The organism is Anaerosoma tenue, from assembly GCF_023161965.1.
Taxonomy (GTDB): domain Bacteria; phylum Actinomycetota; class Coriobacteriia; order Anaerosomatales; family Anaerosomataceae; genus Anaerosoma; species Anaerosoma tenue.
On sequence record NZ_JALNTY010000002.1, the window covers coordinates 131,515 to 154,969 of the forward strand.

Annotated in this window: 28 protein-coding genes and 2 tRNA genes; 7 read left to right on the forward strand and 23 right to left on the reverse strand. The window is 65.6% G+C overall.

Annotation, left to right across the window (positions count from 1 at the left end):
- Positions 1 to 18: 18 nt before the first annotated feature.
- The gene (locus tag MSB02_RS05555; protein ID WP_267194242.1) at positions 19 to 1,407 is read right to left on the reverse strand and encodes a citrate synthase; all 1,389 of its coding nucleotides are present in this window, start codon (positions 1,405 to 1,407) and stop codon (positions 19 to 21) included.
- 257 nt (positions 1,408 to 1,664) lie between these two features.
- Positions 1,665 to 1,742: transfer RNA gene (locus MSB02_RS05560), tRNA-Asp, on the reverse strand.
- 137 nt (positions 1,743 to 1,879) lie between these two features.
- Here MSB02_RS05560 and MSB02_RS05565 point away from each other — a divergent pair.
- From MSB02_RS05565 to MSB02_RS05575, 3 genes are read left to right on the forward strand one after another with little or no spacing between them, the layout of a single operon-like run.
- Entirely contained in the window at positions 1,880 to 2,515 is a 636-nt protein-coding gene (locus MSB02_RS05565; RefSeq protein ID WP_267194243.1) for a cobalamin B12-binding domain-containing protein, read from the forward strand.
- A 1-nt stretch (position 2,516) separates the two neighbouring features.
- Positions 2,517 to 3,641, forward strand: a complete 1,125-nt coding sequence (locus MSB02_RS05570) for an ABC transporter permease (protein ID WP_267194244.1) — start codon at positions 2,517 to 2,519, stop codon at positions 3,639 to 3,641.
- On the forward strand, positions 3,634 to 4,332 hold the full coding sequence (locus MSB02_RS05575; protein WP_267194245.1) for an ABC transporter ATP-binding protein: 699 nt from the start codon (positions 3,634 to 3,636) through the stop codon (positions 4,330 to 4,332). The genes MSB02_RS05570 and MSB02_RS05575 overlap by 8 nt, the downstream gene beginning before the upstream one ends.
- A gap of 7 nt (positions 4,333 to 4,339) precedes the next feature.
- Here MSB02_RS05575 and MSB02_RS05580 read toward each other — a convergent pair whose 3' ends face one another.
- From MSB02_RS05580 to MSB02_RS05595, 4 genes are all read right to left on the reverse strand, one after another.
- Positions 4,340 to 4,531 carry a hypothetical protein gene (locus MSB02_RS05580; protein ID WP_267194246.1) on the reverse strand — a complete coding sequence of 64 codons (192 nt, stop codon included), beginning with the start codon at positions 4,529 to 4,531 and terminating at the stop codon, positions 4,340 to 4,342.
- Positions 4,532 to 4,533: 2 nt separating this feature from the next.
- On the reverse strand, positions 4,534 to 4,764 hold the full coding sequence (locus MSB02_RS05585) for a hypothetical protein (protein ID WP_267194247.1): 231 nt from the start codon (positions 4,762 to 4,764) through the stop codon (positions 4,534 to 4,536).
- 13 nt (positions 4,765 to 4,777) lie between these two features.
- The gene (locus MSB02_RS05590) at positions 4,778 to 5,473 is read right to left on the reverse strand and encodes an ABC transporter ATP-binding protein (protein WP_267194248.1); all 696 of its coding nucleotides are present in this window, start codon (positions 5,471 to 5,473) and stop codon (positions 4,778 to 4,780) included.
- Positions 5,474 to 5,548: 75 nt separating this feature from the next.
- A complete protein-coding gene (locus tag MSB02_RS05595) occupies positions 5,549 to 6,712 on the reverse strand; it encodes an ABC transporter permease (RefSeq protein ID WP_267194249.1) in 1,164 nt (387 codons plus the stop codon).
- 157 nt (positions 6,713 to 6,869) lie between these two features.
- On the opposite strand from MSB02_RS05595, the gene MSB02_RS05600 reads away from it, so the two are divergent.
- Positions 6,870 to 7,487 (forward strand): TetR/AcrR family transcriptional regulator, encoded by a 618-nt coding sequence (locus tag MSB02_RS05600; RefSeq protein WP_267194250.1) that lies wholly within the window; start codon positions 6,870 to 6,872, stop codon positions 7,485 to 7,487.
- A 9-nt stretch (positions 7,488 to 7,496) separates the two neighbouring features.
- Here MSB02_RS05600 and MSB02_RS05605 read toward each other — a convergent pair whose 3' ends face one another.
- From MSB02_RS05605 to MSB02_RS05615, 3 genes are read right to left on the reverse strand one after another with little or no spacing between them, the layout of a single operon-like run.
- The gene (locus MSB02_RS05605; RefSeq protein WP_267194251.1) at positions 7,497 to 8,447 is read right to left on the reverse strand and encodes a DUF72 domain-containing protein; all 951 of its coding nucleotides are present in this window, start codon (positions 8,445 to 8,447) and stop codon (positions 7,497 to 7,499) included.
- A gap of 17 nt (positions 8,448 to 8,464) precedes the next feature.
- Positions 8,465 to 8,761, reverse strand: coding sequence for a hypothetical protein (locus MSB02_RS05610; RefSeq protein ID WP_267194252.1), 297 nt, complete (start codon positions 8,759 to 8,761; stop codon positions 8,465 to 8,467).
- A 55-nt stretch (positions 8,762 to 8,816) separates the two neighbouring features.
- A complete protein-coding gene (locus MSB02_RS05615) occupies positions 8,817 to 9,710 on the reverse strand; it encodes an alpha/beta fold hydrolase (RefSeq protein WP_267194253.1) in 894 nt (297 codons plus the stop codon).
- A 115-nt stretch (positions 9,711 to 9,825) separates the two neighbouring features.
- Here MSB02_RS05615 and MSB02_RS05620 point away from each other — a divergent pair, with 115 nt between their 5' ends.
- On the forward strand, positions 9,826 to 10,536 hold the full coding sequence (locus MSB02_RS05620) for a DUF5677 domain-containing protein (RefSeq protein ID WP_267194254.1): 711 nt from the start codon (positions 9,826 to 9,828) through the stop codon (positions 10,534 to 10,536).
- A 360-nt stretch (positions 10,537 to 10,896) separates the two neighbouring features.
- Positions 10,897 to 11,847: a cation diffusion facilitator family transporter gene (locus tag MSB02_RS05625; RefSeq protein ID WP_267194255.1), complete on the forward strand. Its 951-nt coding sequence runs from the start codon at positions 10,897 to 10,899 to the stop codon at positions 11,845 to 11,847.
- A 13-nt stretch (positions 11,848 to 11,860) separates the two neighbouring features.
- Here MSB02_RS05625 and MSB02_RS05630 read toward each other — a convergent pair whose 3' ends face one another.
- Positions 11,861 to 12,244 (reverse strand): hypothetical protein, encoded by a 384-nt coding sequence (locus tag MSB02_RS05630; protein ID WP_267194256.1) that lies wholly within the window; start codon positions 12,242 to 12,244, stop codon positions 11,861 to 11,863.
- 116 nt (positions 12,245 to 12,360) lie between these two features.
- Positions 12,361 to 13,065, reverse strand: coding sequence for a hypothetical protein (locus MSB02_RS05635; protein WP_267194257.1), 705 nt, complete (start codon positions 13,063 to 13,065; stop codon positions 12,361 to 12,363).
- 129 nt (positions 13,066 to 13,194) lie between these two features.
- On the opposite strand from MSB02_RS05635, the gene MSB02_RS05640 reads away from it, so the two are divergent.
- Positions 13,195 to 14,361 (forward strand): cytochrome c3 family protein, encoded by a 1,167-nt coding sequence (locus tag MSB02_RS05640; protein ID WP_267194258.1) that lies wholly within the window; start codon positions 13,195 to 13,197, stop codon positions 14,359 to 14,361.
- Between the two features lie 37 nt (positions 14,362 to 14,398).
- Here the strand turns inward: MSB02_RS05640 and MSB02_RS05645 are convergent, their stop codons facing one another.
- The 12 genes from MSB02_RS05645 to MSB02_RS05700 form a co-directional block, all read right to left on the reverse strand.
- On the reverse strand, positions 14,399 to 14,791 hold the full coding sequence (locus MSB02_RS05645; RefSeq protein ID WP_267194259.1) for an HsmA family protein: 393 nt from the start codon (positions 14,789 to 14,791) through the stop codon (positions 14,399 to 14,401).
- A 68-nt stretch (positions 14,792 to 14,859) separates the two neighbouring features.
- Positions 14,860 to 14,934: transfer RNA gene (locus MSB02_RS05650), tRNA-Val, on the reverse strand.
- A 74-nt stretch (positions 14,935 to 15,008) separates the two neighbouring features.
- Positions 15,009 to 15,419 carry a bacteriohemerythrin gene (locus MSB02_RS05655; protein ID WP_267194260.1) on the reverse strand — a complete coding sequence of 137 codons (411 nt, stop codon included), beginning with the start codon at positions 15,417 to 15,419 and terminating at the stop codon, positions 15,009 to 15,011.
- A gap of 80 nt (positions 15,420 to 15,499) precedes the next feature.
- On the reverse strand, positions 15,500 to 16,024 hold the full coding sequence (msrA, locus tag MSB02_RS05660; RefSeq protein ID WP_267194261.1) for a peptide-methionine (S)-S-oxide reductase MsrA: 525 nt from the start codon (positions 16,022 to 16,024) through the stop codon (positions 15,500 to 15,502).
- Between the two features lie 202 nt (positions 16,025 to 16,226).
- Complete coding sequence (locus MSB02_RS05665) at positions 16,227 to 16,685, reverse strand: hydrogenase maturation protease (protein WP_267194262.1); 459 nt, start codon at positions 16,683 to 16,685, stop codon at positions 16,227 to 16,229.
- 67 nt (positions 16,686 to 16,752) lie between these two features.
- Positions 16,753 to 18,069 carry a Ni/Fe hydrogenase subunit alpha gene (locus tag MSB02_RS05670; RefSeq protein ID WP_267194263.1) on the reverse strand — a complete coding sequence of 439 codons (1,317 nt, stop codon included), beginning with the start codon at positions 18,067 to 18,069 and terminating at the stop codon, positions 16,753 to 16,755.
- A gap of 4 nt (positions 18,070 to 18,073) precedes the next feature.
- Positions 18,074 to 18,817: an NADH-quinone oxidoreductase subunit B family protein gene (locus MSB02_RS05675; RefSeq protein WP_267194264.1), complete on the reverse strand. Its 744-nt coding sequence runs from the start codon at positions 18,815 to 18,817 to the stop codon at positions 18,074 to 18,076.
- A gap of 1 nt (position 18,818) precedes the next feature.
- Entirely contained in the window at positions 18,819 to 19,676 is an 858-nt protein-coding gene (locus tag MSB02_RS05680; RefSeq protein WP_267194265.1) for an FAD/NAD(P)-binding protein, read from the reverse strand.
- Complete coding sequence (locus MSB02_RS05685) at positions 19,673 to 20,707, reverse strand: 4Fe-4S dicluster domain-containing protein (RefSeq protein WP_267194266.1); 1,035 nt, start codon at positions 20,705 to 20,707, stop codon at positions 19,673 to 19,675. The genes MSB02_RS05680 and MSB02_RS05685 overlap by 4 nt, the downstream gene beginning before the upstream one ends.
- Before the next feature lie 77 nt (positions 20,708 to 20,784).
- Entirely contained in the window at positions 20,785 to 22,371 is a 1,587-nt protein-coding gene (locus MSB02_RS05690) for a sensor histidine kinase (protein ID WP_267194267.1), read from the reverse strand.
- Complete coding sequence (locus MSB02_RS05695; RefSeq protein WP_267194268.1) at positions 22,368 to 22,547, reverse strand: hypothetical protein; 180 nt, start codon at positions 22,545 to 22,547, stop codon at positions 22,368 to 22,370. The genes MSB02_RS05690 and MSB02_RS05695 overlap by 4 nt, the downstream gene beginning before the upstream one ends.
- A complete protein-coding gene (locus MSB02_RS05700) occupies positions 22,548 to 23,375 on the reverse strand; it encodes an ABC transporter substrate-binding protein (protein WP_267194269.1) in 828 nt (275 codons plus the stop codon).
- Between the last annotated feature and the right edge of the window lie 80 nt (positions 23,376 to 23,455).

Sequence of the window (23,455 nt, forward strand, 5' to 3'; positions counted from 1 at the left end):
AGTCTCCGATCCGCTGGCCTATCGTTCTTCGAGCGACCGGTACTCCCGGCGACCCGCCACGCTCTTGTACGCGGGGCGGATGATCTTGCCCCGGTTGGCGATCTCCTCGATCCGGTGCGCGCACCACCCCACGGTACGGGCGCAGGCGAAGAGCGGCGTGTACAGCTCCTCCGGGATGTCGAGCATCCGGTACACGTAGCCTGAGTAGAAGTCCACGTTGGCGCTCACGCCCTTGTAGACGGTGCGCCGCTTCTCGATAGCGCGCGGCGCGATCTGCTCGACCTTCGTGAGCAGGTCGTACTCCTCGGCAAGGCCCTTGGCCTCGGCAAGCTGACGCGCGTAGTCGCGCAGGATGATCGTTCGGGGGTCCGACACCGAGTAGACCGGGTGGCCCATGCCGTAAATGAGACCCGACCGATCGAACGCCTTCCTGTCGAGGATCCGGAGCAGGTACTCCTCGATCTCCTCGTCATCGTCCCAGTCGTCAACGGTGGTGCGAAGGTCGTCGAACATGCGGACCATCTTGATGTTGGCGCCACCGTGCCGGGGACCTTTCAGGGAGCCGAGGGACGCCGCTATCGTCGCGTAGGTGTCGGTGCCTGTGGATGAGACCACGTGCGCGGTGAACGACGAGTTGTTCCCTCCGCCGTGCTCGGCATGCAGCACGAGCGCCAGATCGAGCACCCGCGCCTCGAGGGCGGTGTACCGGGTGTTCCGTCGCAGCATGTGCAGGATGTTCTCCGCCGTACCGAGCTCTGGGTTCGGCCGGTGGATCACCAGGCTGTCGTTGAGGTACTGGTCGACGTACGCCTGGAACGCGTAGACCGCCATCAAGGGCGTGGCGGCGATCACGTCCAGGCTCTGGCGGAGCAGCGCCGGCATCGAGATGTCATCGGGGTCGATGTCACGCGTGTACAGCGCGAGGATGCCGCGCGACATGGCGTTCATGATGTCGCGGCTCGGCATCCGGAGCACCGCGTCGTGGATGAAGTGCCGCGGCAGGTTCCTCCGCTCGGCGAGCTGGCTCTCGAAGCGCCGCAGCTCCTCGGCGTTCGGCAGCTCCCCGAAGAGGACGAGATAGGCCGTCTCCTCGAATCCGAGCCGCCCCTCATCGAGGAAGCCGTGCACGAGGTCATCGATGCTAATGCCGCGGTAGATGAGTTCGCCGGGAATCGGGACGTATGTGTCGCCTTCCGCAGATGAGCCCACAACGTCGCCGATCTGCGTGAGGCCTGCGATGACACCCTTGCCCGAGACGTGCCGGAGACCCCGCTTCACGTCGTACTGCGAGTACTGGTCCGCCTCCACGATGCTGCTGTCGTGGGCCATGCGGCTCCATCGCTGCAGCATGTCTTCGGTGGTCTCTCGACTGGTGGGGCGGGTCGTCTCCGGAGCGGGCTCGGCCATGGTATCTCCTCTTCATCCGTCCTGCATCGGACGGCGGTTTGGTCATCAGATGTCCGCGCCGGGTGTTCCCACCGGCCGGAGCAGGGATCGCGACGCGTGAAATCCGTGGACGACAGCGGTCGCGTTGCTCGTCTCGCAGACATTGTACCCGATGGATACGACCTTCCGGTGCACTCCGCCTGGAGGAGCGGCGGAAGCCGAAGCCGGATGGGCCACCTACGCGAAAGCCGCCCTCAAGGACGGCTCGGGAGATCATGTGGCGGGAGTGACGGGGCTCGAACCCGCGACCTCCGGCTTGACAGGCCGGCGCTCTAACCAGACTGAGCTACACCCCCGCATGGGGCGTCCGCCCTGGGCGGACAGCATACGGATTCTATCTGCCGAGAACCCCGTTGTCCATACGTCGCACGAATTGGGAAGGCACGGACGGGGCGGAAACCGATATCCTGGGGAGCGTGGGAAGGAGACGACCATGTCCGAGGCAGCATCCGCACTGAAAGCCGGGCTCGCCGAGTCGATCGGGGCACGTGACCGCGCCGGAGCCGTCACCGCCGCTATCTCCGCGATCGCATCGGGCGAGTTGACCATCCCCGCCCTGTACGACACGCTCGCAGACCTCCTCACCGAGATCGGCGATTCCTGGCAGGCCGGTGAGACGAGGGTGTGGGAAGAACACTACGCCACCGCGGTGGCGCGGACCATAGTCGAGGCGTGCCAGCCTTACGTGATCGAGCATGCTGCGCCGCCCATAGGGCGGACCGCCGTGTTCGCCACTCCGTCGGAGGAATACCACGACCTCGGGCTCCGGATGCTTGCGGACCGCTTCACTCTCGCCGGGTGGTCGGCGCACCTCCTCGGCGCGAACGTGCCGGCTCACGAACTGCTCTCCGCCGTCCGCGAACTGGCTGCCGACGCGGTGGTGCTCTCGGCATACACGCACTACCATCGCGTCGCGCTGAAGGCGTACGTGGACGCCGTGCGTGCCGCGTTCCCCGACATGGACGTCTGGGTGGGTGGTGCAGCCTTCGCGTTCGAGCACGATGACTGGCCCGACGAGATGATGCTCGAGCCTCACGAAGTGCCCGAGCTCGCTGGCCGGGTGGTCTGACGTGCTGAGCCTCAGGATCGCAGCGCGCTTCCTCAAGAGCTCACCCGGGCAAAGCCTGCTCATCATGGCCGGGATCGCCGTGGGCATCGCCACGCAGATATTCGTGGGCTCGCTCATCACGAGCCTCCAGGCCGATCTCATCGATTCCGCAGTGGGCTCGAGCGCGCACATCACGCTGCTGCCCGGAGAGGGCGAGACGGTGGATCGCGCACTCGCGGCCGACGCCTCCGCCTCCGAGGACCTCATCAGCACGGCCGTTCCCGTACGCACGCTCTCGGGCATCTTCGTGGACGGCGAGGACAGCGTTCCGCTATCCATCACCGGCGGCGACGCCGCCCGGCTCGACACCATCTACGGACTGTCGGACCGGATGGCGGCGGGCTCGTTCCGCCTCGGTGAAGGCGAGGCGGTCGTGGGCACGGTGTTCGCCGAGAAGTACGGCGTCGGGACGGGAGATGGGCTTGACGTCCTCTTGCCGAGCGGCTCGCCCGCGACCTTCGAGGTGAGCGGCGTCTTCGACCTCGGCCAGGCTACGGCGAACGAACGCGTGGCGTTCGTGGACGCCGCATCCGCGGCTGACGCGCTGGGACTGGCTGACGACGAGTACTCGGCGGTCCAGATCCAGCTGGACGACGTCTTCGCTTCGACGGACGTTGCCGCCCGCCTCTCGGAGAAGTACGACGTCGAGGCGGTGGATTGGCAGGCCGAGAATGAGCAGCTGCTCTCCGGTCTCGCCGCGCAGTCGGGCTCCTCGGCGATGATCCAGGCGTTCGTGCTCATCGCGGTGGCGCTGGGTATCGCCTCGACGCTCGCCATCAGCGCCGTCCAGAAGACGCGCCAGATCGGCATCCTGAAGGCCATCGGCATGGGCGACGGCGCCGCGGGTCGCATCTTCCTGTGGCAGGCGGCGCTCCTGGGCGTTGGCGGCACGCTGGGCGGTATCGCGCTCGGCTTCGGCCTCATCGCGCTCTTCGGCGTGGTGCCCGTGCCGTTCTCGATCAGCCCCGAGCCCACGTTCATCGCGCTTTCCGCGGCCATCGGCATCACCGTCGCGCTGCTCTCATCCGTGATCCCCGCACGATCCACGTCGCGACTCGACCCGATCGAGGTGATACAGAATGGCTGATCTCCTGGTGGCCGATTCACTCGAGAAGGTCTACGGCGAAGGCACTGCCGCCACGCGCGCGCTCAAAGGCGTGAGCTTCACGGTGGAGGAGGGCGAGTTCGCCTCGATCGTGGGGCAGTCGGGCTCGGGCAAGTCCACGCTGCTCAACCTCATCGGCCTGCTCGACACGCCCACCTCGGGACAGGTGCTCTTCGCGGGCGAGAACACCACCGCCCTCGGACGGAAGGGCAGGTCCCGCGTTCGCAATGAGGGGCTCGGCTTCGTCTTCCAGTTCCACTATCTGCTGCCCGAATTCAGCGTGTGGGAGAACCTCACGATGCCCGCCCAGATCGCGGGCCGAAACCTCAGCGCCGAGGAGCGCGACCGCGCCCTTGAGACGCTCGCGCTGCTCGGCCTCGAGGGGCTGGAGAAGAAGAACGCCAACCAGCTCTCCGGAGGACAGAAGCAGCGCGTGGCGATCGGACGGGCGCTCATGAACCGGCCCAGGCTGATACTGGCGGACGAGCCCACGGGCAACCTGGACACGGCGAACGCGGCCGCGGTGTACGAGCTGTTCCGCAGGATCAACGCCGAGGTCGGCACGACGTTCCTCATCGTGACCCACGATCGCGCGGTGGCACAGCAGACCGACCGTATCCTGGAAGTGCGCGACGGCGAACTCGTGCAGGACGTGCGGAACGACTACGTGTAGCCGTCTGCTACCGGTCCTTGCGCAAGTTGCTGAGTGCCGCCACAGCGATACCCAGACACATGCCGACGCCCATTCCGAGCACCAGCTCGCCGAGCGCTGTGCCGATCGCCAGACCCACGAGCGCTCCGACGACGATCGCGGTGCCGATATCGATGCGGTTGCCGTTCTTGCCGGGATCATCCGGTGTTCGCTGCGCCATCCTCAGCGCCTCCTTGCCGACTCGACGACAGCTCCAGCCACGGTGCCGACCGCCGCACCGGCGATCATGCCCATCACGAGGTCCCCAAGGAGGATCCCGAGGCCCATGCCGAGCCCGGCGCCTATGCCGATGAGCGCGCCCATGCCGGGCGCCGCCTGGCGAGAAGCCACGCCGTGCTCGATGAGCGGGCGGCCGTCCTCGGCGCTGCCTGCGATGTCCAAGTAGTCGTTCATCCCCCGCTCCTTCCTAAGCTGCAGCCGTGACCTGTCCGTCCACGACACCGTCGCGCATACGTACCGTCCTGTCACACGCCCTGGCGACCTCAGGGTTGTGCGTGACGATGACGAATGTCGTCTCCTTGTCGCGATTGACGTCGCGCATCAACGCGACGATGTCGTCCGAGGTCGCGGTGTCGAGGTCGCCTGTCGGTTCGTCGCCCATCACGATCGACGGACCGTTCACCAACGCCCGGGCGATGGCCACCCGCTGCTGCTGACCGCCCGAGAGCTCACTCGGCAGATGGCGCACGCGATCGCCGAGACCGACCTCCTCGAGCAGCGCGTGAGCGACCACCGATGCGCTTTTGCGCGACGCGCCGGCGTACTCCGCGGCAAGTGCGACGTTCTCAAGCGCGGACATGGTGGGAACCAGGTTGAAGCCCTGGAAGATGAAGCCCACCTCCCGCCCGCGAAGCCGTGCAAGTTCGCGGCCCCTCAACCCGTCGACCCGACGGCCCGAGAGCCATACCTCGCCCGCGTCGGGTGTGTCGAGACAGCCCGCGATATGCATCAGTGTTGACTTACCCGAACCCGACGGTCCCATGATGGCCACCATCTCGCCGGGCGCTACCTCGAGCGAGGCCCCGCGCAGGGCGTCCACGTAGTTCTGCTTGCCCAGACGGTAGCGCTTCGTCACACCGTCGATGCGTACGATCGGTTCCATGTGCGTACTCCCTCCTCAGCGGCACCCCCGCGGCGCCGCGCGTCGTTTCCTGTCACCTGCGGCCCGTAGGGACCCTCATTCGTAGCGCAGGGCGCGCACCGGGTTCAGCCGGGCCGCGTACCACGCCGGGTACAGCCCCGAGACGATGCCGAGCACCAGCGCGAATGCGACAGACCCTGCGGCGAGCCGGGGTGTCAGGAGGAACAGCTCGGTTGCGCTCTGCGCCCCCGCCTGATTGCCCGCCGCCCCCACGAGCGCCCCGAGGCCGAGACCGAGAAGACCTCCGATCACGCCCATCACGGCCGACTCGGCGATGAACTGGCGCATGATCGCGCCGTCGGTGGCGCCGATCGCCTTGCGGACACCTATCTCACGTGTACGCTCGGCCACCGACATGGTCATGGTGTTGATCACGGACAGACCTCCCACCAGAAGCGACACGACGGCGATGGCGTAGATGATCTGGTTGAAAATCTTCAGCGGCTCCTTCACCGAGGTCTCGAAGCCGGCGGGACCCATGGCCGAGACATCATCGACCTTCTGCGAGATGACCGTGGCCATCTCGTCGGGATCCTGACCGTCCTCAAGGTAGACGGCGATCGACGTGATGAGCGTGTCACGATCGACCGTGTCCCGTATAGCGGCCGGAAGGTCGGCGACCAGGAGCTCCTGCGCGTCGGCAAGCGGGATCTGCACGGCCATGTCCGGCGCCGTGAGGGTCTTGCCGAGAATGCCCACCACCTCGAACTCGGTGCCGCGCACGTCGATCGTGCCACCCACCTCGGCGTCGAGATTGGATACCAGGTCGGCCCCGACGACCGCCACGCCGCGGTCGCCCCGTTCGAGCTCGCGGCCCTGCACTACCTCCGACTCGAAGGACTCGTAGCCGTGCTCCCGGAAGTCGCTCGCCTGGATGTTGGCGGCCACGCCGATGCTCACAGCGGACGGCTCCGTTTCCAGGAGCATCATCACGGACCCTGCCGCGCGGGCCACGCCGTCGATCCGCTCGATCTCGCCGATGAGGTCTGTGGAGATCGGCTCAGTGGAGAAGCCGGCCATGCCGCTCATGCCGCTCACGATCACCTTGTCGGCGTAGTAGTCAGCACCGCCGTCCACGAGAAGGCTGAGCTTCTCGGCTATCGACCCCATCACGACAAGGGCGAGCACCCCGATCGTGATGCCGAATATGGTGAGCAGCGCACGCGTCTTGCGCCTGAACACCGACCGTAGGACCCTCATCGTTGCTCCTCGTGACGGACGTTTAACTTAACGTCGTTTACTGACCGCTGTTAAGTTATCGCCTGCGACAGCCTGTGTCAAGCACAGAGTGCAGCGATTCTTGACCATTTTGAAGAACATCGTTAACCTTATGGCACCAGGAACGAGAGGAGTCACTATGGCCGCACGCCCATCGAATCCCCGCATGGCGGCGGACATCATCGAGGCTGCAGCCTCCCTCGTGGAAGAGAACGGGCCCGAGGGGGTCACGATGCGCCTCGTGGCCGAGCGCATCGGATACAGCGCGACGACGATCTACCTGTACTTCAAGAACAAGGAGCAGTTGCTCGACGAGACCGTCAACAGGGCGTACGACTGGTTCGCGGACGCGCTCGAGCGGGCGCAGACAGCGGATACCGCTCCCGAGCGCATACGACAGGGCGCTCACGCATACGTGGAGTGGGGCCTCACCAATCCGGGGATGTATCGCCTGATGTTCGAGTGGGGCTATCTGGGCGACATCTCCGACGAAGCGATCTTCGCGCGCCGGGCCAGCTGGCGGCGTACACGCAACGTGGTGGAACGCGGCGTGGAGGACGGCTGCTACCGATCCGATCTGGACAGCGCGCTTGCGGCCGACACCATCTGGGTGGGCGTGCACGGCCTGACCTCGCTCGCCATCTCTGGACGCATGTTCGGCAACCCGGGGGTAGCCGATCCCGTGGTGGTTGCCAGGCGGACCCATCAGCTTGCCGATGCGCTCGCTGACAGCTGGGAGGCCGCCTGGCGAGCCTGAGGGCCTGGCCTAGATGTCCAGATCCAGCTGCTGCTCGTGCTCGCCGGTCACCGGCTTGACGAGCTCGGGGCCGAGGATGTCCGCGAGCTCCCGTGCGTTGCGAGGCGCATAGTCGTACTTGCAGTTGTTGAACATCACGTACGTGACATCGGTCTGCTCCGCGAGCTCCCGTACCCGTGGGACCCATTCCTCGAGCTCGTCTTGGCCGTACAGGTAGTCGAAGCGGTCCGCGGCGGACACATTCCTGGCGAAGTAGGTGTCACGGTTGCGGCCGTGCAGCCGTACGTACCCCACCCTCGACGTGGCCGCCACGAGCGGCGGCATCGTGGTGTGCGTGGGGAACTGCGGTGCGTCGACCCCCACGTAGGTGATGTCACGATCGCTGAGGAACCGCAGCGTGTCGCGCACCCGTTCGGGGGAGACCCAGGAGGGATGACGGAACTCCACGAGCATCCGCCGCTTGCCGAGCCGACCTCGTGCGTAGTCGATGTAGGCCAGGTTGTCCTCGAGGACCGCATCGTCGAGAGCGGTGAAGAACGGCGGGAACTGCATGAGGACACCGCCAAGCTTGCCTTCGCGCTCAAGCGGCTCGATCGAATCGCAGAAGAGGTCGAACGCGAGATCCACCATCTCCTGGGAGGGACGCTTCACGCGGCCGCGCTCGACCTCATGCGGGTACTCGCGAAGCTCGGGATGGAGCGCCCGCTCATCGACCGCGTGCTGGGTCATCATGCCGAACGCCTTCACGTGGAAGACGAAGCCCTCCGGCGTGCGCCGCGTCCAGTTCTCGACCACCCGTCGATCCGGGATTGCGTAGAAGGGAGCGTCGGCCTCCACGGTATCGAAGCGCTGTGCGTAGTGCCGCAGGCGCGCCGCAGGTGTCGACACGTCAGGCGGATACCACGCCTCGATCATGGTCCTGTCGGCCCACGAGCAGGTGCCCACATGCACCCGTCCCACGTCGAACCACCTTCCACCTACCGCAGGGACAGGTACTCCGCAAGCGCCGCCGCCTCATCGTCGGTCAACTCGGCGCCGCGCATGATCATCTGGTCGATGACCGCAGCCCACCCGACCGCGTCGTACTGCTCGGCGAGCACCGTGTCGAGCGAGTGACATCCCACGCACTTCTCGTTCAGGATCGCCTCTCCGTCAAGCCCCGTCGCTTCCCCGGGTGTCGGCTCTGGCGCGGGGGCCGGTTCTTCGGCGCCGCATCCCCCCAGAAGCAGCAGGGTTGCGGCCAACATCACCGTGATGAGAGTGCGCGTCGACATACATCATCCTCCTGCCGGTCTTCTGCAGTCAGCATACTTTGCGATATGACACCGATTAGATACCCGTGCCGGTACCTGCGGACACACGCGCAGCGTCGGCCTCGAGCAGCGGTGTGTAGTCACGCACGTAATCATCGAACGTGAGCGGCACCGGGGGTGCGTGATAGTCCCAATCGAACGTCTCCACAACAAGGTCGGCGAAGTTCGCGCGCACGAAGCGCTCGGTGGTCGCGTAGTCGAGCAGCGGGTCGAATCGCGACATGCCGAAGAAGCACGGCTGCCGGTAGGGTCCGGCCAGGTCCTCCTCGGTCACCGTGAGGATCTCGCGCACCTGTGCGGCCAGCACCCAGATCGTCGACTCCGAGTACGACATGAGGCGGGCGCGCAAGTCTGTGGGCGATTCGAAGCCACCCACATCCTGCATGAACCACGCAAACAGCCGGACCGCCCGCTCGCTCGCGAAGAGGCGCGCCAGCGTGTGCCGCGGCAGTCGTCGCTCCAGCACCGCCGTGACGGTGGACACGAGTGCGCGGTCGAGCGAGGGTCGTGTGAGGGCCCGGTTGCTCACGCACGGCGAGAGAAGCCCGACCTTCGTCACACGGTCGCCGTGCGCCTGCAGCGCCCGCAGCGCGAGGATGCCGCCGAATGAGAAGCCGAGAAGGGCGAACCGATCCGCGCCAACGTGGTCCGCGAGCTGGCCGATGACGTCGGCCAGGCGGGCGCTGGAGAAGCCGTCCTGGAGGGGCGCACTCCCGCCGTGGCCCGGCATCTCGAAGAAGTACGTGCGATAGCGTTGAGCCACGAACTGGATCATCGGCGTCCAGTCCTCGATGAGGCTGATGGTGGCGGGCACGATGATGAGCGGTGGCCCATCGCCGCACTCCGCGTACCGCAGACTGGTCGACGCCAGCTCGGCCTGGTGGATGGTGACGGGCAACGGTTCGGTCAAGAAGGTCCTGCTCTCAAGGGTTCGGGCGAACGGTTGAGGGTATCATGTCCCCAACACCCCTGTCGTTCAAGGAGTCGAGATCCCAGCCAGCCAGGAGTCCACACGGTCAGTCGTCATGGCGGAGACGCACGCAGTCCTCGATGCCTTGCGTGCGCCGCTCGATGCCGGACTCGAGCTTGACAACACTCCCGGCGCTTTCCTCGCCTCCATCTTCCTGGTGCGATGCGCGCGCAACCTGGCCGCCGTGCTGCTCCTGTGCGAGACGGGCTGGGCCCCCGAGGCCCAGACGCTGCTGCGGGCCATGGTGGAGGACATGGTCACGTTGTCGTACATCTCCACCGACCCCGAGCAGCTCCCCCTCAAGTGGTTGCGCTTCGAGAACCGTCGGCTGCCCGACGCCGAGCAACTCCTCGCCGCGTTCTCGGGACAGAAGATGCCCGAGCGCGAGGACCAACCCAAGTACGAACGCTGGACACGCCTGAGCTTCAACGGGATGGCCAAGCGCGCGGAGAAGGTCGTGCCGGGGATCCTTGAGTACCTCAGGTACGTCTATCCGATCCTCTCCGACCGCGCCCACGGCAACACCTCCGCGAGCAGCATGTACATGCGCGTGTATCCTGATGGGACCGTTGAGCCGCTGTACCTGCCATCTGGCGCCCAGTCGGAGATCACGCTCTGCAACGCCGTCACGGTCACGTACACCACGGCGGAGCGCGTGAGGGCGCTTGGCGTGACCGTCGATCTTGGCCCGATCGAGCTCGCAGAGCAGCGGATCTACGACGCGTGCGGTCTCCCGCTCGAACTGCCGGAGGAGTTGGCGGACTAGGCGCACGGGGCAGATCCGGGTGACTGCCGACCCCTCATGTAGTATGCTTCGCCTGATGGGCCACTACATGATGCGACATGCCCGTCCGACCCGCCGGCAGTGCGGAACCGCCACCGGCACGGTACCTTTCTCCCCCTTGTGGAAACCGGATCGTCTGCTGCTGCGCGTCCGGAGACACGGCATCGTCACGCTCGAGCAGCCGACCGTGTGCCACGTCTCTCTGCGTTTGCGTGGCGTCAAGCGGATCTTCAGGAACGGCCAGTACATCCGACTGTGACGGGCACCTCGACGCGGTATCATCATCGGCATCACTCATGCCCGAGCGGTGTCGAACATACGCGATCGTAAGGAGAGCCATCGATGGCGACGCACGGCGGATCGAAGACGGCAGTGGTGGCGGCGGTCGTTGGCAACTTCATCATCGCGGTGATCAAGTTCGTGGCTGCCGGGATCACCGGCTCCTCGGCCATGATCTCCGAGGGGATCCACTCCCTTGTGGACACCGGCAACGGCGGCTTGCTGCTGCTTGGGATCAACCGCGCGAAGCGTCCCGCCGATGAGGAGCATCCCTTCGGGCACGGCAAGGCGCTGTACTTCTGGACGCTGGTGGTCTCGGTCTCGATCTTCGGCATCGGTGGCGGGATGTCACTCTACGAAGGCATCTCCCACATCAGGCATGTCGCCCCGGGTGCGCCCACGTCCGACCCCACAGCCAACTACATCGTGCTCGGTATCGCCATGCTTGTTGAGGGCTACACCTTCAGTGTCGCGCTGCGCGAGTTCCTGAAGGTGAAGGGCACCAAGGGGGCGTGGGAGTACATCCGTGGCGCGAAGGACCCGAGCACGTTCACGGTGCTGCTCGAGGACAGCGCTGCCATGGCAGGTCTGGTCTTCGCGTTCCTGGGTGTCTTCTTCGGCCACCTGCTCGGCAATCCGTATCTCGACGGTGTCGCGTCTGTGGCGATCGGCGCGATCCTCATGGGCGTGGCCTTCGTGCTGGCGTTCGAGACCAAGGGACTCCTGCTCGGCGAGGGCGTGGACCCGGAGACGCTGGCCGACATCCGTCGGCGCGTGCTCGGCGATCCGGCTGTCGAGGGCGTGGGAGACATCCTGACGATGTATATCGGGCCGTATGCGCTGCTCGTGAATCTCGGCGTGCAGTTCAGGGGTGGATCGACGACTGAGGAGATCCACGACGCCATCGGGCGCATCGAGGCAGACCTCATGGGCGCGTATCCAGCGTGCACGCGCATCTACATCGAAGCGGAGTCGCTGCGTCCCGCGCTCGCGGACGCCCAGGCGCCCGCCTGACGGCGTAGATGCGTCAGTTCGCGTAGGTGGACGGATCCTCGGATGCGAGCGATCCGGAGGGCGGAGCCACCCGTTCCACGATGACCGCTGCAGCGCTCTCGAGTGCTGCCGCCCGGTTGGTGCCATGCCTTCGCAGGCGGTCGCCGATACCCACCAGGCGACGGACCGACCGCAGGTCGAGCTTGCTGAACCGGAACGCATCCCACTCGGCTCGCGTGCTCACGGCCCAGAGCTCGCCCGCGATCCAGCGCAGGTTGTCCCGGTCCTCGATGGTGAGGTAGTGCCAGTCGACGCGGAGGCCGTATCGGATCCGCTCTATGGCGCGGTCCACGGCCCGCTGCCGGTTCACTTCGTACAGCCGCATGCCCCGGCTCTCGTCGTTCGTCGGGTTCTGCATGTCGCTTCTCACTCCATCCATTGGAATACGCCTCGCACGGATTGGTATTCAACACCACGTGTTGCGATTCCTTCTTGATGAAGAAAGCGTAGGAATGCTGAGGGTGTATGAGCGCCTCAGGTGTGATCGCGCACGAACCGCGCCACGACCGCATCGGCCTCGTGACGGAGCATGGCGACCTCGGGATCGAGGTCGAGGGCGTGATGCAGGCGCTCGATAAGAGCGTCGCCGCTCCTGAGGCTCACCCAGCGAAGGCGGCGCGCCAGGCGCTCCCAGGGGCTGGTGCGGTTGCGGGCCCACAGCCACACGAGCAGCGCCGCAAGCGCCACCAGCGCGAGCGCGCCCATCCACGCGTGTGTTGGGAACGCGACGACAGCACCGAGGACCAGCACGATGCCGGTCATGAGCCACACGATGGGGGTGGGCTGGCTCATCACGAGGAACATCAGCTTGGGGACCTCGATGACGTCGCCATGCTCCGCCGAGCCGATCTCACGACGGCGGAGCCGGATGTAGACGGCAAGAGTCCCCCGGCGTCGCCGCATATCCCAGATCGTGAGCACGAGGAACGAGGCGAAAGCGACCCCGATCGCCCACCTGGCGAGCGGCGCGAGCTCTGGGAACTCGACGACCGCTCCGGCACCTGCCGCGAGGCCTGCGACGATGTACAGCAGCGGGATGGACAACGGCGCCTCGGCTAATCGCGCATCCGCGACCCTATCGACGTCGCTCGACAGCAGATAGCCCACGCCCACGGCATCGAGCATGTGCGCGAGCACCACCAGGAACAAGAAGACCACTATGCCGAGCAGGAGCGACATCTCAACAGACTCCTCACGCGCCTTACTAAGCGAAGTACGCTACCACGTCCTCCACTCCTGCACGAGCGCGGAGTCTCTTCGGGTACACTGTGCTGGTGAGCCGGCAAGGGATGGGGTAGGTTGGTCCGGATGTTCAGATCCTTCAAGCGATGGTTCGCATCGACGTCACGACCGCAGCGCATGATGTGGCTCGGAGTACTCATCATCGCGTTCCTCGGATTCGTGCTTGGCAGCACCACCGCTACATCCACCAACTGGTTCTGCACCCAACCGTGCCACAACGTGCACGACGACAACACACTCACGTTCAACGCGGGGTCGCATGTGATGATGTCGTGCGCCGCGTGCCATGAGCCGTTCGAGGGCGGGCTCATCGCACTCACACTCGCCAAGATCGAGGTAGCGCCCGACCTCATCCCCACCGTGCTCGGCACCTACCCGATGCCGCTCAACGAGAACCACTCCGTAGCGCTTGAGATGGGCGACGAGTTCTGCACCCAATGCCACGACCTCGGGACTCGTGAGGTCAACGCGTCCTACGGCATCATCATCGACCACGCTGCGCACACCGACCGGGGCATCACCTGTGCGTCGTGCCACAACCGGGTGGCGCATCCCGAGGAAGGCATCGAGTACCAGCAGGAGGGCAACCGGCATCACGAGGACTGGATGGTGATGGATGCCTGCTACCGCTGTCACGGACTCGAAGCGAGTGCCGAGGCCCCCGGCGAGTGCTCGGCATGCCACACGGAGAAGTTCGACCTGATCCCCGCGAGCCATGACGCCGCAGGCTGGTACGAGGCGTTCGGCGAGAGCGGAGGCCACGCAGCCGCTTACACCGAGGAGGCCTCACGCGTGGCGCAGGCTGAGGAGTGGGTGGCCGGGCTGGAGGAGGTCCACCACAGCGAGGCGCCTGAGGACCTCGGCTACGAGCGGACGGTGAACACCTGCTACACCTGCCATCTCAAGCAGTACTGCACCGACTGCCACGGCGTTGAGATGCCACATCCGGCCGGCTTCTCGGAGGACCACGGCGACCTCGGCCTGTCGAATCCGCAGAGTTGTGCAACGTGCCACGCGCGCAGCGAGGAGGAGGTGGCCGGCAACGAGTTCTGCAACGCCTGCCACCATCCGGACAGCACGCCGGGCACCAGCTGGATCGATCAACACTGGGTGTCGGTGCGTGACTCGGGCGGCAGCGCGTGCTTCGAGTGCCACAACCCCACCTACTGCGCAACGTGTCACGTGAGCGGCGAGGAGGCAGCGCGCGAGTTCATGCTGCAGGAAGCGCAGTAGCGAGGCGCCGCTGCATGGACCTTCCGGCGAGGAGAGCCTACCCGCCCGCCCCGCGTGCGATGCCGGCCACCATGCCGCCGAGATACGGCACGAGCCAGACGATCCACACCGCGACGCTGTAGCGATGGAAGCCTTCGCGCGCTTCCGGTCGGCCTCGCAGGAACACCCACGTAGCCCACAGGGCATGGAGCAGCATCAGCAGGAACGCCGCCAGACCGGTGACGCCGTGGATCACACCCGGGTCTTCCCCCATCATCACCAGCAGCCGCATCAGGTACGTGGCGGTACCGTCGCACACGATGCCGAGCCAGAACAGTACGACGTGCCAGCCCTTGAGGTCGCGCTGGACGCGCTCCGACCAGACACCTGCGGTGTACAGGACGAACGCAAGCGACATGACGATCGCGGGGAGTATGAGTTGCTGCGGCATGCGCTCATCCTACAGCAGGCGTAGACAGACGGAGAGCCGGGCATGGCCCGGCTCCACCATGAAGGTGCTGGTGGGCGATGAGGGATTTGAACCCCCGACTTCCTCCTTGTAAGGGAGGCACTCTCCCGCTGAGTTAATCGCCCGATGAGGTGCGGGCGCTATTGTAGCAGGAGCGGGCGCGGTCGCGCCGCAGCAGCGCACCGCAGCGACTCAACGGTCACTCGCCCCCGGCGCGGACAGCCCTCACGTGCTCGATGAAGACGCGGTCGTGGTCCTGCACGTGTGAGGCAAGCCAGTCCTGCAACATCGCGACGAGGGGGCGCATGCTCGTGATCTCGCCGCTGCGCAGCCCGAGGACCGCACCGCGCGCCTCATCGGTGAGGCGGTGATGGTCGGCCTTGTGATCGTCCGCCGCAGGCCCCGTGTAGGATGTCGCCTCCATGAGGTCCTCCTCGGTGGCGAAGTGAGTGTACACGTGGTCCATGAGACGCTCGAGGACGGCCATCATCTCCTCCGGACGATCGTCGGCCGTCTCGGCGTACTCGAGGATCTTGTGGATCTCGCGGTGCTGCTCATCGACGACCGGGTCGCCCGTTGCGAGCGATCCATCCCAGCTGCTGTCGTCCATGACCGCCTCCCCCTGAGCCAGGCACCATACATGTGCCGACAACCATACCGCATCCCTGCAACCGAACGCCTCCCGCGGCCCTACTCGGCGAAATGCTCCTCAGCGGGTCGCGCACTCCTGGCATGCTCGAAATCGGAGAGCCCTATGTGGCAGTAGCCGCCGGGGTTCTTCTCCAGGTAGTCCTGGTGATAGCCTTCGGCGGAGAAGTAGTTCGCGAGCGGCGCCACCTCGATGGCTATGGGCCGGTCGTATCCCTCCTGCAATGCGGCTATCGATCGGTCGATCACCGCGCGCTCCGCGGGATCCGTGTAGTAGATGCCGGTACGGTACTGGGTGCCGACGTCGTTGCCCTGACGGTTCACCGACACCGGGTCGATGACCTCGTAGAAGAGCTCAAGGAGGAACGGCAGCGGCGCGACAGCGGGGTCGTAGTCCAGGCGCACGGTCTCGGCATGACCCGTCCGTCCGGAGCAGACCTCCTCATACGAGGGCGAGTCGGTGGTGCCGTTGGCGTAGCCCACGTCGGTTGCCACAACGCCGTTCACCAGAGAGAAGTACTTCTCCAGCCCCCAGAAGCAACCGCCAGCAAGGTAGATGGTCGCCATGTCCTCTCCTCCTTCGACGCTACCGGACGGTGCGCCGACCGGCGCGGACTCGTCTGGCGCCCGGACCACACCAGGTGCGCCTGGCGCCACCGAACAGCCGGAGAGAATCAGGGCTGCCGTCAGCAGAACCGCCATTCCTGTCGCTCTCCGCGCGATCCTGCCCATAGCACGCTCCGTCGCCGACGGCGTGGCCCCCCGGCCGCTACACCGCGTTGGCGAAGAACCCGGTGGCGGCCTCGAGATACTCGGGGAAACGCTGCTCGAGCTCTGCCGAGAGGCCCATCTCTGGCACCACTCCAGCAGGTTCTATGCCGAGGAGCGTGATCGGCGGAGGCGTGACGTTGATCTCACGCGCGAAGTCGAGCACCTTGAGCAGATCCCCCTCGTGGGTGCTGATGCCGTCGAGCCTCTTGCGCGAGATCACATCCTCGGGCGAGAAGAACCGGTACTCCCCCGGGGCGAGCCCCATACGCGCCGAGTCGACCACGAGAACGGAGTCTGTGCCGGGATCGAGGTAGTGGAGCAGGTCGAGCAGGTTGCCCTGCAGCTCGACGGCCCGGAACCCGCGTTCGAGTCCGCGCTCGGCAATCGCCTCGGCGATCCTCAGACCGATCGAGTCGTCCAGCCCCATATACGTGCCGATGCCGATCAGATACCGCATCTATACCTCCGCACGCGGCGCACGCCGCCGATGCTCAGACGGGCGACCGCACTGATGCCGTCACTGACTACCGCACGAACTCCACGTCGAGATGGTGCGTGGAGCACGAGATGCAGGGGTCGTACGCGCGCACCAGCATCGAGAGCTTGAGCGCTATGTCGTCCTCCGGCGCTCCGGCCTCGAGCAGCTGCGGCACGAGCTCCTCGAAGTCCACCTGGATGTTCCCGTGATTCTGATTGGTGGGGATGATGCAGTTCGCACGGGTACACAGACCGTCCTCGTCGTAGCTGTAGTCGTGATAGAGGATGCCGCGTGGCACCTCCACCGCCGACACGCCGCTGTCATATCGGGTCGGCTGTACCAGGCCTTCATCCTTCAGGCCTTCCTCCAGCAGCTCGTCGATCAGCCGCACGCTCTCGTACACCGCGTGCACGCATTCCACGACCTGCGCCACCGAATTCATGTACGGATTGGCGCACACCGGCGCCAATCCGAGCGTCTCGGCCACCTTCTTGGCCTCGGGATGGAGCTGGTCGTAGTTGACGTTGAAGCGCGCGAGCGCCCCGGCAGCGTAGCTGCGGAGACGGTTCTTCGTATGCTTGGCCGTGGACTGCGGCACCACGTACTCGTTGGTGATGTCCAGGTAGTCTTTCACGTCGTAGACGGCGCGGTCGCCGTCGGCGAGCACGGTCTCGACACGACCGCTGAACAAGCCGTACTGCCCGTCCTCGGCAACCGCCATGTACTCGGTGGGACGGTCGAACGCGGGAAGCTTGTCGGCTACCGAGAGGATCGTCTCCACCGTGGCCTCGAGGTCGGGCACGGCGTCGACCAGCCGGTCGCGCATCGCCTTGAGGTCGCGCGCGGAGGGCAGACTGGAGAAGCCGCCCGGCAGCACCGTGATGGGGTGCGTGGTACGACCGCCGATGAGCGAGCCCCACTCGTGCGCGAGGCGCTTGAGGCGCAGCGCGCGCACCACCACCTCGCCGTGCGTGGGGATGAGCGGGAACACCGAGGGGGCGCCGAACAGGTCGGGCGCCACAAGCAGGTACACGTGCAGCACGTGGCTGTCGAAGTTCTCGGCATGCTTGAGGACCGTGCGCAGCTTCCGTGTCTGGGGCGTCACTTCGATGCCGAGCGCCGCCTCCGTAGCGGTGACGGAGGCGAGTGTGTGCCCCACGGCACAGATCCCGCAGATGCGGCTGGTGATGCGCGCCACCTCGGTGTAGTGACGGCCCCGCACCATCGCCTCGAAGAAGCGCGGGTTCTCGGGAACCTGCCACTCACACGTCTCGATCGTGCCGTCGGTGACGTTCACCACGATGTTGCCGTGGCCCTCGACGCGGGTCAGGTGATGGATGTCGATGTCTACGTTCTGAAGCATGGCGCTAACTCCTCAGGTTGGCCGTGAACATCCGGGACTTGCCGATCGCGCGCTCCTGGCTGAAGCCGGCGCGTTCCATGAGCACGGTCTCAAGCGACCGCAGGTTGGGCTCGTCCACGAAGCCCCGGCACGCCTCGCAAGGTATGCCGAGCGCGGGACACGGGGCGCCGCATCCGGCGCGCGCCACCATCCCCATGCAGTAGTCGCCCTCGTCGAACCGGCAGACGGTGCCGTTGCGCTTGCACTCCACGCACACGGGATACGACGGGATGAGCGGCCGGTCGTTGTGCAGCAACGCGGAGAGTATCCGCACGAGCTCGTCCTTGCTGGCAGGGCAGCCGTGCGCGTAATAGTCGACCTTGATGGCGGCCGAGATAGGCAGCGCCGGGCCGCTCTGCAGGTGCGGCATGCGGGCGTCGGGGCCGTACACGCACTCGTGATAGTCGTCCTGGTGGTTGCGCAGCGCATTGATGCCTCCGGTGCAAGCGCACGCGCCATAGGCGATCACGATGCGCGAACGGTTGCGGATGTCACGCAGCCGCTCGCGGTCCTTCTCCATCGTGAAGCTGCCCTCCACGAGCGCGATATCGATGCGCTCGGTGGTGGTCTCGGTCATGGCCTCGCGGAACTCCACGATATCCACGTGCTCCAGCAGTCCGAGGATCACCTCGTCGCCGAGGTTGGTGAACTCGATCTGGCACCCCTCGCACCCGGCGAAATCGAAGAACGCGAGCTTGGGCTTCGACATGTCAGATCGCCTCCTCGAGCGACTCGATCTCCGCGTAGGTGAAGACGGGGCCGTCCACGCAGACGTACTTGTCGTTGATCTGGCAGTGGCCGCACTTGCCCACACCGCACTTCATCCGCCGCTCCAGGTCCACGTAGATGTTCTCGCGCGAGATGCCGATGGCATCCAACTCGGCGATGACGTACTTGAACATGACGGGAGGACCGCAGATCACCACGCGCGTGTCGGGCGAGATGTTGACCTTCTTGAAGAGCGTGGGGATGACGCCCACGTTGCCCGTCCAGTGGACGTCTGCGCGGTCCACGGTCTCGTGGTACTCGATGACCTTGGATGCGCGCCACGTCACGCGGTCCTCGGTGAACAGCAACTGCAGCGGATCGCGCGCCCCGTAGAACAGCACGAATCGCCCGAACTCCTCACGCGTGTCGAGGATGTACTGGATGAGGCTCCGCGTGGGGCACAGCCCGATACCGCCAGCCACGATCAGCACGTCCTGTCCCCGCAGCTTCTCAAGCGGGAACCCGTGGCCGAGCGGCCCCCGGACCATGAGCGTGTCGCCCACATCCTTGGTGTTGATGGCGGTGGACACTCGGCCCACGGTGCGCACCACGATGTCGAAGGTCCCGGTGCGTGTGGGTGAGCTGGCGATGCCGATGGGGATCTCGCCGAACCCCATCACGCCCACCTCGAGGATCTGCCCCGGTTCGAACTCGAACGGCTCGCCGTCCACCATCTGGAGCGTGAAGTGCTTCTCGCTCGCGGTGGGCTGGGCGGTGTGAAGGATCTTCGCCTTCCGCGGCAGGAAGAGGCTCTCCTGCTCGCACTGGCATCCGTTGGACTGCATCGTCTGGGTACTCATGACGTCCACTCCATGATCTTGGTGATGACTCGGACAGGGTCGGCGATATCGGCCGTGCACGCTTGCGAGCAGCGCCCGCAGCCTACACACGCCGGGCCGCCGAGCTTGTCGTTGAGGTAGGTCGTCTTGCGCATGAACCGGTGGCGGAACCGCGAGCTGTGGTGCTCGCGGAAGTTCTCCTTGGAGCCGCCTGCGCCGGTCACCGCCGCGAACTCCCGGGTAAGGCACGCGTCCCAATACCTCGTGCGCGACCCCGACTTCTGGTCGAGGTTCCAGGAGTCCACCACGTCGAAGCAGTAGCACGTGGGACAGACCGTGTTACACGAGCCGCACGAGAAGCAGCGCTCGGCCAGCTCGTCCCACATCTTCTCGTTACCGAAGGAGTCGCGGACCTTCTCGGCGATCTCCTCGGTGGTGTAGGCGAGCCGCTCGGGACACGTGCCCATGACGGCGGCGTTCACACGCTCGGCCTCGGCGATCTCGTCCTGCGTGGCCTCGCGGAAGTCGCCATACTCCAGGAGCGCCTCGCCCTTGGCAGTACGGGTCTCGAACACGTAGCCGGAGCCGACCTTGGTAAGGAACGCGTCGTGGCCCAGCGGCTGGACCTCCGTGCCCACCGAATCCCAGAATGCGCGCGATGACACCGCCTGGATGTTCGAGCCGACGATCGTGGTGGCCTCGCGCTGGCACAGGTAGTCCCAGTCGGCGTTGTTCTCGCGGAACAGGAAGTCGAGCTGGTCGATCGCCTTCACGTCGTAGAAGTGCACGCCGAAGAGCACGGTGTCGACCGGACAGATGCAACTCGAGACCTCATCGCCATCGAAGCGGGCGATCGCCTGTGCCGGCGGGAAGAACACTGACTTCGGCGGCAGGATGGTGACGTCGAAATCCAGCCGCAGGTCGTCAGCGCTCTCCAGGTCTTCGTACGCGAACCTGGCACGACGTGCCACAGGTCCGACCACGCGTTTCGTTTGGATCACCGCAGTGACGAACGCGGTGAACTGCCGTTCATCCAGATAGTAGACGCCCATGTTCCCTCCCGAGGCCGAGCATTGTAACGCCACGTTACAAGAGGGATTTCCTCTTGCCAAGACGGATTCCTTCTTTTCTATCCGTTTTCGATACGTTCAGAGGGATGAGCGATCGGCACCACAAGGGTGAACACCGACCCGTCACCGTTGCCGCTCTCTACCTCGAGACGGCCCCCGAGGACCTCCGCAAGACGCTTCGATATCGGCAGCCCCAGACCGGTACCCGGGTGGGTGGCGGCGAGATCATGATGGCCGCGGTGGAACTGCTCGAATATCGACTCCCTCTCCTCGGGCGGGATCCCGATGCCCGTGTCGATGACGTCCAGCGCCACCATCGAGTCGCCGTGAGGACGCACGACCACCAGCACCGAGCCCTCCTCGGTGAACTTGATGGCGTTGGACAGTAGGTTGAGCATGATCTGATCGATCTTCCCGCGGTCGCTGCGTATCGCGTAGGGCGCGTTGCCGTCGAAGCGATAGGAGAGATCGAGGTCCTTGGCGACTGCGAGCGGCTGCATCATCTCCGTCAGCCGGCTCACCGCTTCCACCAGCGAGAACTCCTCGGCGCTCACCTTGATATGCCCAGCGTTGATGCGCGCCAGATCGAGCACGTCGTCCACCAGGAGCAGGAGCTGTTGCCCCGACTCGTGCACCATGCGGAGCTGCCGCCGCTGCTCTTCGTTGAGGTCGCCGGCAAGACCCCGGAGCATGATCTCCGTGAAGCCGATGATGGAGTTCAGCGGGGTCCGCAGCTCGTGGCTCATCGAGGCGAGGAAGTCATCCTTGGCGCGCGTTGCACGGGTAAGGTCCTCGTTGAGCCTCAAGAGCTCCTCGGTACGCTCGTCCACCAGGTGCTCGAGGTGGTCGCGGTACTCGCTCAGCTCCGCCTCGGCGTTTCGGCGCACGCTGATCTCCGACTCCAGCTGCTCGTACGAACGCTGAAGCGCGCCCACCATACCGTCGAACGCAGTGGCGAGATCGCCCACCTCATCGGTGCTGTCAACGCCGCTTCGCACGTCCAGGTCACCCTGGCCCACCTCGTGCACGGCCATGCGTAGCCGTTCGAGCGGCCGCACGACCGTGAAGAGCGTGGACACGCCGATGCCCCCCATCACCACGACCGCGCCAAGCGCGATCACGAGCACCATGTTGGTCGTCCTGGTCTGCGCCTCTATCGCCGCCACGGACGAGTGCTCGCCAAGCGTCACCGCATCGGAGACCATCGACTGCATGACGATCAAGAGCCGCGCCGTCAGGCGGATCTCAAGCTCACGAGACACCTCGGGGCCGAACTCACCGCTCTCGCCCCGCGCATGTGCCTCGACGATGTCATTGAACACCTGTTCCGCCTCGACATGCCGCTCCCTCACGCGCTCAAGGATCACTTCGTCTCGCGCGACATCGTTGTCGAGCGCCGCAAGCGCCGCCCCGAGGCTGTCGTGCTTCTCAGTCCACTGCCGCTGCGCGCGCGGCTCGTAATAGACCAGATAGTCGGTAGTGAGCGCTGAGAGCTCGAAGCACTGGTTGAGCGCGGAGGCGACCGCGTCGTTGCGCTCCACGGCCGTTCGCACAGAATCGAGGCCCGTCCACAGCACCACCGATGTGGCGACCGCGATCGCGATGGCCGTGACCACGCTCCACAGGATGCGATCGCGGATCTTCATCTGATGACGCTCACCCTGTCGGGGTCGACCGAGTCGAGATGCCCGGTCTCAATCAGAGCCAGCGCGTCGAACGGGACGGGATCGGCAACGACATCGGCGCTGATCGCCCAGCGGGCCTGGTCCTCCAGGGTCATCACGAGCGCCTGGCTGAGGCTGACCGCCCCCTCGGAGAACATTCAATCACAGAGGTCATCGATATCTATGTCGAGGGAGGACGCTACGTACTCGGCCGGCCTGGTTGACGAATCCGCGAGCATCAGTCGTTCTGCGCTCACGAGCGAGCGTATCAACCTCACCTGCACGTCGTCCGGGAGCGTGGTGTCGTTGCTGACGCACAGGTTCATCGTCTTGCCGTACAGACCATACTCCTCGAAAAGCACGAATTCGTCACCGAGCGCCTCCTCGAGCTGTGAGATGAACGGCTGCCTGAGAGCGGCTGCATCGAGCTCGCCAGAGATCACCGCCTCGGTCACCGCCTCGAACGACCCGAATGCGACGTCAACATCCGGCTCGGACATGCCGTTCATGATCAGGAAGCTGTGCAGGAAGAAGTGAGCGGCGGTCCCCTTGCGCGTACCGATACGCTTGCCGGCAAGGTCTTCAGGGCGCGAGATCCCGGCATCGGCACGGGCCACGATCCGGATGTCGTTGCTGTCGGTCGCCACGGTGACGATGATCGTCACCGGGTGCCCGGCGAGTGCGCCAAGCACGATGGGCGTGTCAGCGCACAGCGCAGCATCCACTTCACCGGTGACGACCGCTTCATGTGCAATCTGGCTGCTGGAATACTCCACGAGCTCCACGTCAAGCCCGTGCTCGCCGAAGATGCCCTCGTTGTCGGCCACATACGCCAACGCTGAGAGGTTCTCGCGACTGAGGCCGAGCCGCACCTGCGCCGGCTCAGCCGAGGGAGCTTCGTCAGACGCGCTGCACGAGGTGACAGACGGTACGAGCAGGCACGCGCATGCCAGGATCGCGCGGACGACCGCAAGCCTACCGCTCATGCTCCCCCTCCCATCGACGCGGGACGTCAGCACTCACGCGTGCAGGAGGTCCGGATACTCGCGTGAATGGTATGGGCGCT

Bases quoted from the DNA above. Each gene is read 5' to 3' on its own strand.
- MSB02_RS05555 (WP_267194242.1), bottom strand. From the start codon at position 1,407: ATGGCCGAGCCCGCTCCGGAGACGACCCGCCCCACCAGTCGAGAGACC.
- MSB02_RS05565 (WP_267194243.1), top strand. From the start codon at position 1,880: ATGTCCGAGGCAGCATCCGCACTGAAAGCCGGGCTCGCCGAGTCGATC.
- MSB02_RS05575 (WP_267194245.1), top strand. From the start codon at position 3,634: ATGGCTGATCTCCTGGTGGCCGATTCACTCGAGAAGGTCTACGGCGAA.
- MSB02_RS05580 (WP_267194246.1), bottom strand. From the start codon at position 4,531: ATGGCGCAGCGAACACCGGATGATCCCGGCAAGAACGGCAACCGCATC.
- MSB02_RS05585 (WP_267194247.1), bottom strand. From the start codon at position 4,764: ATGAACGACTACTTGGACATCGCAGGCAGCGCCGAGGACGGCCGCCCG.
- MSB02_RS05590 (WP_267194248.1), bottom strand. From the start codon at position 5,473: ATGGAACCGATCGTACGCATCGACGGTGTGACGAAGCGCTACCGTCTG.
- MSB02_RS05595 (WP_267194249.1), bottom strand. From the start codon at position 6,712: ATGAGGGTCCTACGGTCGGTGTTCAGGCGCAAGACGCGTGCGCTGCTC.
- MSB02_RS05600 (WP_267194250.1), top strand. From the start codon at position 6,870: ATGGCCGCACGCCCATCGAATCCCCGCATGGCGGCGGACATCATCGAG.
- MSB02_RS05610 (WP_267194252.1), bottom strand. From the start codon at position 8,761: ATGTCGACGCGCACTCTCATCACGGTGATGTTGGCCGCAACCCTGCTG.
- MSB02_RS05620 (WP_267194254.1), top strand. From the start codon at position 9,826: ATGGCGGAGACGCACGCAGTCCTCGATGCCTTGCGTGCGCCGCTCGAT.
- MSB02_RS05625 (WP_267194255.1), top strand. From the start codon at position 10,897: ATGGCGACGCACGGCGGATCGAAGACGGCAGTGGTGGCGGCGGTCGTT.
- MSB02_RS05630 (WP_267194256.1), bottom strand. From the start codon at position 12,244: ATGCAGAACCCGACGAACGACGAGAGCCGGGGCATGCGGCTGTACGAA.
- MSB02_RS05635 (WP_267194257.1), bottom strand. From the start codon at position 13,065: ATGTCGCTCCTGCTCGGCATAGTGGTCTTCTTGTTCCTGGTGGTGCTC.
- MSB02_RS05640 (WP_267194258.1), top strand. From the start codon at position 13,195: ATGTTCAGATCCTTCAAGCGATGGTTCGCATCGACGTCACGACCGCAG.
- MSB02_RS05645 (WP_267194259.1), bottom strand. From the start codon at position 14,791: ATGCCGCAGCAACTCATACTCCCCGCGATCGTCATGTCGCTTGCGTTC.
- MSB02_RS05655 (WP_267194260.1), bottom strand. From the start codon at position 15,419: ATGGACGACAGCAGCTGGGATGGATCGCTCGCAACGGGCGACCCGGTC.
- msrA (WP_267194261.1), bottom strand. From the start codon at position 16,024: ATGGCGACCATCTACCTTGCTGGCGGTTGCTTCTGGGGGCTGGAGAAG.
- MSB02_RS05665 (WP_267194262.1), bottom strand. From the start codon at position 16,685: ATGCGGTATCTGATCGGCATCGGCACGTATATGGGGCTGGACGACTCG.
- MSB02_RS05670 (WP_267194263.1), bottom strand. From the start codon at position 18,069: ATGCTTCAGAACGTAGACATCGACATCCATCACCTGACCCGCGTCGAG.
- MSB02_RS05675 (WP_267194264.1), bottom strand. From the start codon at position 18,817: ATGTCGAAGCCCAAGCTCGCGTTCTTCGATTTCGCCGGGTGCGAGGGG.
- MSB02_RS05680 (WP_267194265.1), bottom strand. From the start codon at position 19,676: ATGAGTACCCAGACGATGCAGTCCAACGGATGCCAGTGCGAGCAGGAG.
- MSB02_RS05685 (WP_267194266.1), bottom strand. From the start codon at position 20,707: ATGGGCGTCTACTATCTGGATGAACGGCAGTTCACCGCGTTCGTCACT.
- MSB02_RS05690 (WP_267194267.1), bottom strand. From the start codon at position 22,371: ATGAAGATCCGCGATCGCATCCTGTGGAGCGTGGTCACGGCCATCGCG.
- MSB02_RS05695 (WP_267194268.1), bottom strand. From the start codon at position 22,547: ATGTTCTCCGAGGGGGCGGTCAGCCTCAGCCAGGCGCTCGTGATGACC.
- MSB02_RS05700 (WP_267194269.1), bottom strand. From the start codon at position 23,375: ATGAGCGGTAGGCTTGCGGTCGTCCGCGCGATCCTGGCATGCGCGTGC.